The 12896-nt window shown below is 53.6% G+C and carries 10 protein-coding genes and 1 pseudogene; 8 read left to right on the top strand and 3 right to left on the bottom strand.

What is annotated here, in order from left to right:
• Positions 1–6 precede the first annotated feature (6 nt).
• The 3 genes and pseudogenes from G7064_RS08745 to G7064_RS08735 all read right to left on the bottom strand — a co-directional run bounded on the left by G7064_RS08745 (position 7) and on the right by G7064_RS08735 (position 3066).
• A pseudogene (locus tag G7064_RS08745) lies at positions 7–1067 on the bottom strand (Ldh family oxidoreductase).
• Between the two features lie 114 nt (positions 1068–1181).
• Positions 1182–2135 carry a phosphatase gene (locus G7064_RS08740; protein WP_166073287.1) on the bottom strand — a complete coding sequence of 318 codons (954 nt, stop codon included), beginning with the start codon at positions 2133–2135 and terminating at the stop codon, positions 1182–1184.
• A 49-nt stretch (positions 2136–2184) separates the two neighbouring features.
• Complete coding sequence (locus G7064_RS08735; protein WP_133271679.1) at positions 2185–3066, bottom strand: class I SAM-dependent methyltransferase; 882 nt, start codon at positions 3064–3066, stop codon at positions 2185–2187.
• Between the two features lie 133 nt (positions 3067–3199).
• On the opposite strand from G7064_RS08735, the gene G7064_RS08730 reads away from it, so the two are divergent.
• From G7064_RS08730 to G7064_RS08695, 8 genes are all read left to right on the top strand, one after another.
• A complete protein-coding gene (locus G7064_RS08730) occupies positions 3200–3706 on the top strand; it encodes a DinB family protein (protein WP_166073286.1) in 507 nt (168 codons plus the stop codon).
• A 45-nt stretch (positions 3707–3751) separates the two neighbouring features.
• On the top strand, positions 3752–4546 hold the full coding sequence (dapF, locus tag G7064_RS08725) for a diaminopimelate epimerase (protein ID WP_166073285.1): 795 nt from the start codon (positions 3752–3754) through the stop codon (positions 4544–4546).
• Positions 4547–4607: 61 nt separating this feature from the next.
• A complete protein-coding gene (locus tag G7064_RS08720) occupies positions 4608–5120 on the top strand; it encodes a GNAT family N-acetyltransferase (RefSeq protein WP_166073284.1) in 513 nt (170 codons plus the stop codon).
• A gap of 225 nt (positions 5121–5345) precedes the next feature.
• A complete protein-coding gene (locus G7064_RS08715) occupies positions 5346–6569 on the top strand; it encodes a glycosyltransferase family 1 protein (protein ID WP_166073283.1) in 1224 nt (407 codons plus the stop codon).
• A 95-nt stretch (positions 6570–6664) separates the two neighbouring features.
• The gene (gene glf / locus G7064_RS08710) at positions 6665–7846 is read left to right on the top strand and encodes a UDP-galactopyranose mutase (RefSeq protein WP_166073282.1); all 1182 of its coding nucleotides are present in this window, start codon (positions 6665–6667) and stop codon (positions 7844–7846) included.
• Positions 7847–8073: 227 nt separating this feature from the next.
• Positions 8074–11487, top strand: coding sequence for a preprotein translocase subunit SecA (gene secA / locus G7064_RS08705; RefSeq protein WP_166073281.1), 3414 nt, complete (start codon positions 8074–8076; stop codon positions 11485–11487).
• A gap of 198 nt (positions 11488–11685) precedes the next feature.
• Entirely contained in the window at positions 11686–12363 is a 678-nt protein-coding gene (gene deoC / locus G7064_RS08700) for a deoxyribose-phosphate aldolase (RefSeq protein ID WP_166073280.1), read from the top strand.
• A complete protein-coding gene (locus G7064_RS08695; protein WP_133271685.1) occupies positions 12344–12874 on the top strand; it encodes a sporulation protein in 531 nt (176 codons plus the stop codon). Before deoC ends, G7064_RS08695 begins: the two co-directional genes overlap by 20 nt.
• The last annotated feature ends 22 nt before the right edge of the window (positions 12875–12896 follow it).

Below are 12896 nucleotides of genomic sequence, written 5' to 3'. Positions count from 1 at the left end.
CTGACACTAAAGCTGCACGCCAAACTTGCGGCCGACTGTCTCCAGATCTTGCACTACGGTTTCGAGCAGCGGAATGCCCCCCAATAGGCGCTCAGCAGCTATTTCACGCTCCGGGTCACCAGGGATGAGGACTTGCTGGCCATCTACGGCGCGGGCTTGGCGAAACGTGGAAATCCAGTTATCCATGTGCGCCTTGAACTCAGCAGCGGGGCGGAAGGCATCGACGCGCATAGCGCCAAAGAAGTGGCCAATACCCTGGCCAACTGGGTCGGCGGGGGGCTGAAGGAAAGCCACGAAAGGCGGTACCCAAGGTCCATAGTTGGCCCCTGATAATACCGCCGAAAAAATATCGACGATACTACCCAGGCAATACCCTTTATGGGATCCTGTTTCGCCCCCAACGGCAATAAAGCGCCGCCGTCTTTCAATTCATTGGGATTGGTGGAAGACTGTCCCTGCGCATCCTGAATCCAGCCAGCGGGCGCAGGCTGCTGCTTGCGCTGCAAAATCTCGAGCTTACCGTTGGCGGCCGTCGTAGTGGCAAAGTCGGCCACAAAATCGGGCTGCTCACCTGCCGGAATAGCCACGGCAATAGGGTTCGTACCCAGCAAACGATCAAGCGAGTGGGTTGGCGCTACTAGAGGGCTAGCGTTGGTCATGGCAATCCCGATCATATCGTGGGCCAGCGCCTTCATCGCATGGTAGCCCGCAATGCCGAAGTGGTTGGAATTTTTTACCGAAACCCAGCCGGTACCGGCGATACGCGCTTTTTCCAAAGCTACCTGCATCGCCTTGGGCGCCACCACCAAGCCTAGGCCACCATCGCCATCCACTACAGCGGTGCTGGGCGTTTCGTACACTACTCCCACCCGCGGCGTCGGATTAATGCGGCCAGCTTCCCAAAGGCGCACATAGCCGATGAGCCGCGCCACGCCATGCGAGTCGATGCCGCGCAGGTCGGCGGCCAGCAGTGCTTCCGTAGCCGTAGTGGCGTCGGCCTCAGGGCAGCCGATACTACGAAACACAGCCTCGGTAAACGTGAACAGGTGATTGTAGGAAAAGGTCATAGCAGGAAATATGCAGCAAGCGCAGCCGCGTAGTCGTGGATTAAAGAAAAGTGCGAAGAATGGAAGTGAAAGCGCTGGGGGGCAAATACTACCTTATCAGCCAACTGTTTGGATTCAGGCTTTCAGAATCTCCGCCAGTAGCCCCTCCTTCAACGCATATGACGAAGCCCTTATATTGGAATTGGTAAGGTGGTAAGTCGTCAGGATGAAATCAATCAGGATACAGGCTACCACAATCATATCGGCGCGCATGGGCGTCATGCCAGGCATGGCCAGGCGTTGCGAGTGAGTAGTGGTGAGCAGTAGTTCGTAGCTCTGATAAAAGCTCTGGAGCGTAATTTCGGTAACTGGCGGCGGCATTTCGGGGCGAAACTCGTTGCGCTGAGCTGCCTGCAAATCTCCGAGTGTATCAAATGTGCCGGAAGCCCCAACGAGGCCAACAGGCTTGAACTGCTGCACGGCCGCTGTCAGGGGCGCAAGTTGTGCAGCCAGATACGCCTGCTCCTCGCGTACATCGTCAGCAGTAAGCGGATCATTTTTAAAAAACAAGTCCAGCAGACGCTGAGCCCCGATCTCAAAGCTTTGTTTCCAGAAAATGGTGTCCTCATTGGCAATAATGAACTCCACGCTGCCCCCGCCAATATCCACCAGCAAGTGTGGCGATTGACCTAGTGCCACGGCCTGCCGCATGCCTTTACAGATTAGCTCAGCTTCCCGATCGCCCGGAATAATATCGACTTTGATACCTGTCTGCTCGAATATTTCTTCTGCCAGCTCCGCGCCATTGCGGGCGCTGCGTACGGCGCTGGTAGCTGTAGCGCGTACATCTGTCACTTGGTGCAGCTCTATTTCTTCCTGAAAGGCCGCTAGGGTGTGTAAAGCCCGCGCATAGGCCTCAGGCGCAATTTCGCCGTTGCTAATGCCACCCTCGCCCAGCTTTACGCCCACTTTGGTACGCAGTAATACGGTGGGCTCGGCGTCGGAGCCCGTGGGGGGCATTTCCACGATGAGCAGGTGAAACGTGTTGGTGCCCATGTCAATCAGGGCCAGACGTGGCGATTTGGTCATTGTCATGGGTATGAATGCAGGGAAAGGCTCCCTTCGGCAAGGTGTGACTTTAGGAGCTGAAGCGGCAAAAAGTACCGAGCGGCAGCTTGCGCTGGCCTTGGTCGTGCAAATAAATCTCGCCGATTTCCCGAGTGCCTCGGATGGCCGGAAAAATATTAGCGACCAGATTATCCAGGATAAGCGCCGAGAAGCCCAGCGAATACAAGTTGATCAGAAAAAAATGATCCTGCGGGTCCAGCAATTCTTTGCACAGCTTCAGCAGCTCGTTCAGCTCATCTTCCAGTTGCCATTTCTCCCCATTCGGACCACGGCCGTAGGCAGGCGGATCGAGGATGAGGCCTTGGTATTTGCTGCCACGCTTCACCTCGCGCCGCACGTATTTCATGGCGTCTTCTACCAGCCAGCGCACCCCATCGAGCTGGCTGGCTTCCATGTTGTCGCGGGCCCAGAAGTTAACCTGCTTCACGGAGTCGAGGTGCGTAACATCGGCGCCGGCGGCCCGCGCAGCCAGGGTAGCGGCGCCGGTGTATGCAAAGAGATTGAGCACTCGCGGCTGGGGGGCTTTTCTCTTTTTGGTTTGCTCAAAAATGAAGCGCCAGTTGGGATCTTGCTCCGGAAACAGCCCGACATGCTTAAATGCCGACAAGCCCAAGCGGAAGCGCAAATGCAAGTCGCCTTGGTCGTAGTTAATTACCCATTGCTCGGGCATGCCTGCCTTCAGTTGCCACTGTCCGCGCTCCTGGCTGCCTTTTTCGCGGCGAAAGGTGGCGTGGGCGCGTTCCCATTCGCTGGGGGGCAAATGTTGGTCCCAGATGGCTTGGGGCTCGGGCCGGGCCAGCACGTAGCGCCCAAAGCGTTCGAGCTTTTCAAAGTTGCCCGCGTCGAGCAATTCATAATCGGGCCAGGTGCCGGTAGTGAGGAAGGAATACATAAGGCGTCGTAAAGGTGCCGCTGAGCAGGTAGCCAAAGGTAAGGTAGTCGCGTAAGCTTTGTGTTTGATGGTGTTATTTTAGGAGCTGCAACTATCGTAAAGCGTTTCTCTCAAGCCTCTATTATTATTCACGATGACTACTTCGCAAGCTAGCATGAATGAAACCTCGCGCATTGTTGACCAGCTTCAGCGTGCCTTCGATGGCGATGCGTGGTCGGGCCCGTCGTTGCTGACTACGCTGCAGGGCCTCAACGCTACGCAAGCAGCAACCCGGGTACTACCAACGGCGCACAGTATTTGGGAGATTGTGCTGCACCTGACAGCCTGGATAGAAACGGTGCAGCAGCGTACGCAGCAAAATAAGCTGATTGAAATATCAGCCGCTGCCGACTGGCCGCCCATCCCGTCGGGTGCCGATGAGGCCGCGTGGCAACAAGCCCTAGCCGATTTGCGCCAAGCCCATACTCATCTGATTGATGCGGTAAACCAATTAACTGATCCTGATCTTGACCGGCAACTAGGCGGGCCCCGCGACCATGAGCAGGGTGGTGGAGTAAGCTACTATATCATGCTCCACGGACTGGTGCAGCATAATCTCTATCATGCCGGCCAAATTGCTTTACTGCATAAATCCGTTTAGAACATCAACGTGCAGTTTACCGCCCATAAATGCGACCTTTGCTCTATGACACTTCGTTTCTATAAATATCAAGGCACCGGCAACGACTTTGTGATGGTGGACGATCGTGCGCATGCGTTTGATGCTACCAACCATCAACTTGTGCGCCGCCTCTGCGACCGCCGACTGGGAATAGGCGCCGATGGCCTGATTCTGCTGCGTTTGCACGCCGACTACGACTTTGAGATGGTGTATTTCAATGCCGACGGGTATCTGGGCTCCATGTGTGGCAATGGTGGGCGCTGTACCGTGGCCTTCGCGCATCACTTGGGAGTTGTTGAGAACGAAGCCCGTTTTATTGCCGCCGACGGTGAACACGAAGCGCATATCGAGGCCGATGGAACCGTAAACTTGCGTATGCAGGATGTGTTGGGCCAGCAGGAGGTAAGCGAAGACGGCGTATTCCTGAATACAGGTTCGCCCCACATCGTACGGTTTCTGGACGCCAGCCGACTGGCAGAGCTGAATGTGGTTAGTGAAGGACGAGCCATTCGCTACAACGAGCGGTTTCGGGAGCGCGGTACGAACGTAAACTTTGCCGAAATGCCCCCCACGCCCGATTTGCCTTGGCAAGTGCGCACCTACGAGCGGGGCGTAGAGGATGAAACTCTTTCCTGTGGAACTGGCGTGACGGCCGTGGCACTGGCCGCTTCCCGGCGCGGAGCTGTTAGCCCGGTGCAATTGCGCACCCCGGGCGGCGACTTACGGGTCGCTTTTGAAGCGCTGCCTGATGGCTCTTTTACTAATATTTATCTCAGCGGCCCGGCTTTGCGCGTATTTGAGGGCAGCATAGACGTATAGCCAACTGCCATTTTGCCCCCCAGCTGGCTCGTGTTGGGTGCCCACTCGTATTTCAGGTCAAATGGTAGCTTCTCCGGTTTTTCTGCGCGCTCTGGAAGACTCCGATCTGGATTTCCTTTACGCACTGGAAAATGACCCCGAAATATGGGGCGTATCAGATACCATAGCACCGGTGTCGCGCTACGCCTTGCGTGAGTACTTAGCTCACGCAAACGCCGATTTTTATGAAGTGCGCCAGCTACGACTCGTTATCTGCGCTCAAACGGATCAGCGACCCGTGGGCATTCTCGATATATTCGATTTTCAGCCTCTACATCTGCGGGCCGGGCTGGGCATCACCATCCTGAGCGCTGAGCGGCGGCGTGGCTATGCGGTGGCTGCCTTGGCGGTAGGGGTAGAGTATGCTCGCCTCACGCTACGCCTCCATCAACTGTATTGTACTGTTGCGGCCACCAACCAAGCTAGTTTGCGCCTGTTCCGGAAAGCAAGTTTCCGGCGGATTGGGGTACGGCAAGACTGGCTGCGGACGGCCGTTGGGTGGGACGCTGCGGTTGAGCTGCAAAAAATTTTATAAGCAGTACTGTGTAAGGCAATTAGCGTCAGGCTAAATACTTACAACTTTTAGCGACAAGCCAAGCGACACCTAGTGTTGAGGTTGGCCTGTGCTAATTAAAGTAGCATTAAAAAGGTAGCATCCTTTTTAGCAAATGCCCGTATAGATTAAGCGTTGTAGCACCGGAGAATTATACTGTTGAGTTAGCGCATCCGGTTTACCACGATACTTCCTAGCCATTTGTCTATGCCGATTTCTACCTCGGCTGAAACGCCTACGCGCGCTTCAGTCTCCGTATCAACCCAAAATACTGCTTCTTCCCAAACGATTAACCATACACTCTCCTCTTACTCACTCCCGGATTTAGTTTGCTTTGCGCACCTACACTGGGATTTTGTATGGCAGCGTCCTCAGCACTTATTGTCGCGTTTTGCGCAGTATGGGCGGGTTTTTTACGTAGAAGAGCCTTTTGTGCATGGCGATAATCCGTCGCTTGAAGCACACTTTGAAATAAAAGAGCGTCAGAATGGATTGAAAGTGCTGGTAGCTCATCTGCCGGCCGGCCTTAGCGAGGAAGCTACTAATCAGGCACAGGCGAAGCTACTGACGCAGTACTTTGCTGAAAATAGGATCAACCAGTTCGTAGCGTGGTACTATACCCCGATGGCGCTCAGCAAATCGCGCCATTTGCAGGCGGCGCTTACCGTGTACGACTGTATGGACGAGCTGGCAAATTTCAAATTTGCCCCCCCGCAGTTACGTGAGTTAGAACAAGAACTTTTTAAGCGCGCCGATCTGGTATTCACGGGAGGACAGAGCTTGTACGAGGCCAAAAGCCTGCAGCATGCAGATGCACACGCCTTCCCCAGCAGCATCGACAAAGCCCATTTCGGGCAGGCCCGTGAAGCAGGAGTTGATCCGGCTGATCAGGCCAAAATCGCACATCCTCGCGTTGGGTTCTTTGGCGTGGTAGATGAGCGCCTGGATATTGAACTACTCGGTCAGTTGGCGAAAGCGCATCCAGAATGGCAGTTTGTCATCATCGGGCCAGTGGTAAAGATTGAAGAAACCGCTTTGCCGCACACTTCTAATATTCATTACCTGGGGGGCAAAGATTACAAGGAACTCCCTGCCTATCTGCGGGGTTGGGATGTAGCTACGTTGCTTTTCGCTGATAACGAGAGTACTAAGTTTATTTCGCCCACCAAAACGCCCGAGTATTTAGCTGCGGGCAAACCTGTAGTCAGCACACCAATCCGGGATGTAGTGCGGCCTTACGGTGAGTTGAACTTAGTACAGATTGCCGCCAAGGCCGAAGAATTTGGGCAAGCCATCGGGCGAGCGTTGCAGCAAAAAGACGATGCTGAGTGGTTAGAGCGCACGGATGCTTATCTGGCCACCATTTCATGGGACCTTACCTGGCAAGATATGGTCAGCTTGATGCAACAACGTTTAGCCGACAAGAAATAATTGGATAATACCGAATCGTAGGTGGTCCTCGTAATTACTGACACTTTAAGAAGCCTTTCCGCCCCTTTATATCTCACCAAAACACAAACTTAGCTATGTTCGATTATCTGATCGTTGGGGCCGGCTTCGCTGGCAGCGTACTAGCCGAACGGCTCGCTACCCGCTCAAACAAAAAAGTTTTGATTATTGATAAGCGCAGCCACATTGCTGGTAACGCCTACGATCATTACAACGAAGACGGGGTGCTGGTACACAAATATGGTCCCCACATTTTCCACACTAACTCGAAAGACGTATTCGAATACCTTTCCAATTTTACTGATTGGCGACCTTACGAGCACCGCGTATTAGCCTCCGTTGATGGACAGTTGGTACCTATGCCTATCAATCTGGACACTATAAATAAGCTCTATGGCTTAAGCTTGAACAGCTTTGAAGTAGAGCAGTTTCTGGAATCGCTGGCCGAAACCATTCCGGTTATTAAGACCTCGGAAGATGTGGTGGTAAGCAAGGTGGGCCGCGAGCTGTACGAGAAGTTCTTCAAGAACTACACGCGGAAGCAGTGGGGCATGGATCCTTCGGAACTGGATAAGTCGGTGACCTCGCGTGTGCCTACTCGCACCAACCGCGATGACCGCTACTTCACCGATACCTACCAGGCGATGCCGTTGCACGGCTACACCCGCATGTTTGATAAGATGCTCGACCATCCAAACATCAAGGTGATGCTCAACACGGATTATCACGAAATAATCGACTTCGTTCCGTTCAAGGAAATCATCTTTACGGGCCCCGTCGATGAGTACTTCGACTTTAAGTTCGGTAAGCTGCCTTACCGCTCGCTAGAGTTCAAGCACGAGACGCTGAACGTAGAGAAGTTCTTGGCCGCGCCTGTAGTCAATTATCCCAACGAGCACTTGTACACGCGCATCACCGAGTTTAAGGCGCTTACTGGTCAGCAACATCCCAAAACCAGTGTAGTGTATGAGTATCCCAAAGCGGAGGGAGACCCATACTACCCCATTCCACGCCTCGAAAATGCCGAGCTGTACAACAAGTACAAGAAGCTGGCTGATGAGACACCGAACGTACACTTCGTAGGCCGCTTGGCTACCTACAAGTACTACAACATGGACCAAGTAGTAGCGCAAGCTCTCACCTTATACAAGAAGCTAACAGAGAAAACTGAGGAAGCTCAAAAAGCCAAAAAGCCAGCTATTTCCGGCTCTACCTCACTCGTAGAAAAACTTGTTTCCCGCGCTCCTGCTAAGGAATAGTAGATAATATAACACTTGTGAGGCCTCTAACCTTTTGCGACAGAAGAAAACGAAAGTCAAAAAAGCCCCCAGAACCTGACAACCTTTCCTTATTGGAAACCCCGCACACTCTTTGAGGTGGCGGGGTTTCGTCGTTTTAGAGGCTGGGGGGCATTTTGGCCGGTACTTTCCCAAAAACGCCGTAAATTTGGAGTGCGCCCCGGCGTTTTAAGCTAAATACTATCAGCATGTTTGATTTTCTAGGGAAAACTGTCGCCAAGATTTTCGGCTCTAAATCGGAGCGGGACTTGAAAGAGATTATCCCATACGTGGCGCTCATTAACGCCGAATATGCCAAATTGGCATCGCTCTCCGACGACCAACTGCGTCAGCAGACCCAGGAAGTCCGCGCTCGTATTGATGCTCACCTTAAGGCCACCGACGACCAGATAGCCAACTTACACCAGCGCATCACCGACCAGCCTAACCTCGATATTACGCAAAAAGAGCAGCTTTTCGACCAGATCGATGCGCTCGAAAAACAGCGTAACAAAGAGCTGGAAGTAGTGTTGCTACAAGTGCTGCCCGCCTCTTTTGCTATCGTGAAAGAAACGGCGCGCCGCTACAAAGAAAACGGCCAGCTCACCGTTACGGCCACCGACTACGACCGCGAATACGCTGCCCGCAAGCAGAACGTCACCATCCAGGGCGACCAGGCGGTGTGGGCCAACAAGTGGATTGCCGGTGGTGCCGAAATCACTTGGGATATGGTGCATTACGATGTGCAGCTCATTGGTGGCGTAGTACTGCACCAGGGTAAGATTGCCGAAATGGCCACTGGTGAAGGTAAAACCCTGGTTTCGACCCTCCCTGCTTTCCTCAATGCGCTGGCGAAGCGTGGTGTACACCTCGTAACGGTGAACGACTATCTGGCCAAGCGTGACTCGGAGTGGAATGCGCCCTTATTCGAGTTCCACGGCATTACTGTGGACTGCATCGATAAGCATCAGCCCAATACCGATGCTCGCCGCCGCGCCTACGCTGCCGACATCACCTATGGTACCAACAACGAATTCGGCTTCGACTACCTGCGCGACAACATGGCGCGGGAAACCGAGGAGCTAGTGCAGCGCAAGCATCACTACGCCATGGTCGACGAAGTTGACTCCGTACTGATTGACGATGCCCGGACGCCGCTGATTATCTCCGGCCCGGTGCCTCGTGGCGATGTACATGAATTTTATCAGCTGAAGCCCCGCATTCAAATGCTGGTGGATGCGCAGAAAAAGATCGTGCAGGATTACTTGGTGCAGGCTCGTAAGCTCATCAAGGAAGGTAAAGACGGTGCGGAAGCTGGCGGGAAAGATGGCGAAGGTGGGTTGATGCTGTTCCGTGCTTACCGTGGCCTGCCCAAGAGCAAGCCGCTCATCAAATTCTTGTCGGAGACGGGTATGCGTGCCATTCTCCAAAAGACGGAGAACTTCTACCTAGCCGACAACTCGCGGCAGATGCCGAAGGCCGATGAGCCGTTGTACTTCACGATCGACGAGAAAAATAACCAGATTGAGCTGACTGAAAAGGGCATCGACCTGATTACGGCTCAAGGCGAAGATCCGCAGCTATTCATCATGCCCGACATCGGGATGGAGATAGCCAAAATCGAGAACAGCAAAGCCATTGGCGACGAGGATAAGCTGCACCAGAAAGAAAAGCTGATGCAGGATTATCAGGAGAAATCGGAGCGGGTACACACCGTGAACCAGTTGCTGAAAGCCTACACGCTGTTTGAGCGCGACGACCAGTACATCCTGACCGACGACGGTAAAGTGAAAATCGTGGATGAGCAGACTGGCCGTGTAATGGAAGGTCGTCGCTACTCCGATGGCTTGCACCAAGCTATTGAAGCCAAGGAAAACGTGCGCGTAGAAGACGCTACTCAGACTTACGCCACGGTTACGCTTCAGAACTACTTCCGCATGTACCATAAGCTGGCCGGTATGACTGGTACGGCCGAAACGGAAGCGGGCGAATTCTGGCAGATCTACAAGCTGGACGTAGTCGTGATTCCGACCAACCGTCAGATCTCACGCAAAGACGAGCACGACAAGGTTTACAAGACTGTGCGCGAGAAGTATAACGCCGTAGCCGAAGAGATTCAAACCTTGGTACAAGCCGGTCGGCCCGTGCTGGTAGGTACTACTTCCGTGGAAATCTCGGAGCTGGTAAGCCGTATGTTGAAGCTGCGTGGCATTCAGCACCAGGTGCTGAACGCTAAGCAAAACCAACGCGAAGCTGAGATTGTAGCCGGTGCTGGTTTCCCCGGCACCGTGACCATTGCCACCAACATGGCCGGTCGTGGTACCGACATTAAGCTAAAAGAAACTTCCCGTGAATCAGGTGGTCTGGCCATTATCGGTACGGAACGCCACGAAAGCCGCCGCGTAGACCGGCAGTTGCGCGGTCGTGCTGGTCGTCAGGGCGACCCGGGTTCCTCGCAGTTCTTTGTATCGCTGGAAGACAACTTGATGCGTTTATTCGGCTCGGACCGCATTGCCAAACTCATGGACCGTATGGGCCTAGAGGAAGGCGAGGTAATTCAGCACTCCATGATTACGAGCAGCATTGAGCGAGCTCAGAAGAAAGTGGAGGAGAATAACTTTGGGACGCGTAAGCGCCTGCTGGAGTACGACGACGTGATGAACGCTCAGCGCGAAGTGGTGTACAAGCGCCGCCGCAACGCCTTATTTGGTGAGCGTCTGGAGTTGGATATCTGGAACATGATCTATGATGTCTGCGACGACATCGTGAACGTGCATAAAGTCAGCAACGACTTCGAAGACTTCAAGCTGGCCGTTATTCGGGTGTTTGGCTACGATACGCATCTTACTGCCCAAGACCTAAACAGCCAGCAAGCGCCTGCTTTGGCTCAGAAGCTGTATGATGAGGCGTTGGGCTATTATCAGAGCAAAAATGACCATATCGCGGCCAATACGCTGCCGCTGGTCAATGACCTGATCAATCAGAATGCACCCTTCGAGAACATCGCCATTCCGTTCACCGATGGCCGCAAGCAAATTACAGTTGTTACCAACCTGCGTCGCAACCAAGCCACCGGTGGCCACGAAACGATTCGGGGCATGGAGAAAATCGTGGTGCTTTCCACCATCGATACGGCTTGGACGCAGCATCTGCGTCAGATGGACGATTTGAAGCAAGTAGTGCAGAACGCGGTATACGAGCAGAAAGACCCGCTATTGGTGTACAAGTTTGAGTCGTTTGAGCTGTTCAAGCAGATGATTGGTAAGGTAAACGAGGAAACCGTATCCTTCCTTTTCCGCGCCGACATCCCAATGCAACAGGAAGCTGGTCACACCCAAGAGCCGGAGTTCTTTGTGGAGGCCGATTTGCCCCCCGCCCCGAAAGCTCCCAAGCTGAAGGCACAGAAGGAAGTATCCTCAGTTTCGCTGGGTGCCGGCCCCGAAGATTTGGCCCCCGAGCCAGCGCAGGTGCTGGAGAAGCAGCAACCGGTGCGTGCGCATAAAGTGGCTAACCGCAACGAAAAAGTAAGCGTGCAGTACATGGACGGCCGCATCGTGCGCGATGTGAAATACAAAACCGTAGAGGACGATATACTGAATAACCGCTGCGTTTTGGTTGACTAACAACTGGCCCCGCATTTAGCAAGTGAAGTAAGTGGCAGGTGGCTTTCTAAGAAGCTGCCTGCCACTTGTTATTTGGCAATGTTTCTGTGTAGGCTAGGTATCGGAAGCACTGATCATTAGCTAGCTAGAGCCTGCAATGGTGGCTGTGTGGATCCGATTTAGCGCTACCTTACCTTTGCCTACTTGTTCGTTCGGTTTATGAGCCTTCCTATTACTCAGCTTGCCGCTTCCATCGATCATACCTTATTGCGCCCCGATGCCACGCCAGATGAAATAGCCCAATTATGTGCCGAAGCAGTACAGTTCAAATTCGCGACGGTGTGTGTGCCGCCGTGCTACGTGCGTTTTGCCGCCGAGCAGCTGCGGGGGGCAATTCCGGTGTGTACTGTGGTTGGTTTTCCGTTAGGGTATCAAATCACCAAAGTCAAGTTTTTTGAAGCTCATCAAGCGCTCAATGACGGAGCTACAGAAATTGATATGGTTATCAATATCGGCGCCTTTAAGTCGGGGAGGGTGGAGGAAGTAGAAGACGAAATTGGCCAGTTGGTAGAGCTTTGTCACTTCAAAAACGCAATTTTGAAGGTGATTATCGAAACGGCCCTGCTTACGGAAGAAGAAATAATAACTGCCTGCCGGATCTGCGCCGCCGTAGGAGCCGATTTTGTAAAGACATCCACTGGGTTTGCGGCCCGCGGGGCCTCCGTGGCCGACATTACTCTAATGCGTGATCATTTGCCCCCCAGAGTCCGCATAAAAGCTGCGGGGGGCATTCGAACCCGGGTGGCAGCGCTGGCTTTGCTAGCTGCTGGCGCTCATCGAATAGGGTCCTCCAATAGTTTGGTTCTGTTGAAAGAAGATGAAATTCCTGCTACGTAACGTGATTTTATTCTCCGCCTTACTTTCCCTAGCGTCGTGCGCGGCCTCAGGAACAGTAGGTAAGGCCATTACCCCTGATACTACCCGGCGGTCGGTACCGGCCGAAGATCTGAGCCGTTACCGGCCCGTATTCACGTCGCCGGCAGCTACTGCGCAGCCAGTTGGTCCGAAGCCCGCCGTAATGCCGACAAATCACGTGAACAGCCAGATTGACCAGCGCCTTCGCGATCAGGCCGTCACGAACCAGAACGTGAAGTATGCCCAAGGCTACCGCATTCTGGCGTACGTAGGATTGGAGCGCGACCAGGCAATGGCAATCCGCCGCGCCGTTATCAGTCGTTACCCCGAGGAAACGGACTACATAACCTTTAAACAGCCGACCTATCGTCTGCTTATTGGTGATTACTTAACTCGTTTGGAAGCCGAGCAAGCTATGCTGCGCATTAAGCCCTTAGCGCCGAAAGCTCAATTGCAGCCGACACAAGTAGTGCTGAACAAAACCCGGTTTTAGTCTGCCGGGGCTACACAGCGGG

It is taken from the genome of Hymenobacter sp. HDW8 (assembly GCF_011305775.1).
Classification (GTDB): domain Bacteria; phylum Bacteroidota; class Bacteroidia; order Cytophagales; family Hymenobacteraceae; genus Hymenobacter; species Hymenobacter radiodurans.
The sequence above is the reverse complement of the archived record's forward strand: the minus strand, read 5'-3'. Positions and strand labels throughout refer to the sequence as shown.

Bases quoted from the DNA above. Each gene is read 5' to 3' on its own strand.
- G7064_RS08740 (WP_166073287.1), bottom strand. From the start codon at position 2,135: ATGACCAAATCGCCACGTCTGGCCCTGATTGACATGGGCACCAACACG.
- G7064_RS08735 (WP_133271679.1), bottom strand. From the start codon at position 3,066: ATGTATTCCTTCCTCACTACCGGCACCTGGCCCGATTATGAATTGCTC.
- G7064_RS08730 (WP_166073286.1), top strand. From the start codon at position 3,200: ATGACTACTTCGCAAGCTAGCATGAATGAAACCTCGCGCATTGTTGAC.
- dapF (WP_166073285.1), top strand. From the start codon at position 3,752: ATGACACTTCGTTTCTATAAATATCAAGGCACCGGCAACGACTTTGTG.
- G7064_RS08720 (WP_166073284.1), top strand. From the start codon at position 4,608: ATGGTAGCTTCTCCGGTTTTTCTGCGCGCTCTGGAAGACTCCGATCTG.
- G7064_RS08715 (WP_166073283.1), top strand. From the start codon at position 5,346: ATGCCGATTTCTACCTCGGCTGAAACGCCTACGCGCGCTTCAGTCTCC.
- glf (WP_166073282.1), top strand. From the start codon at position 6,665: ATGTTCGATTATCTGATCGTTGGGGCCGGCTTCGCTGGCAGCGTACTA.
- secA (WP_166073281.1), top strand. From the start codon at position 8,074: ATGTTTGATTTTCTAGGGAAAACTGTCGCCAAGATTTTCGGCTCTAAA.
- deoC (WP_166073280.1), top strand. From the start codon at position 11,686: ATGAGCCTTCCTATTACTCAGCTTGCCGCTTCCATCGATCATACCTTA.
- G7064_RS08695 (WP_133271685.1), top strand. From the start codon at position 12,344: ATGAAATTCCTGCTACGTAACGTGATTTTATTCTCCGCCTTACTTTCC.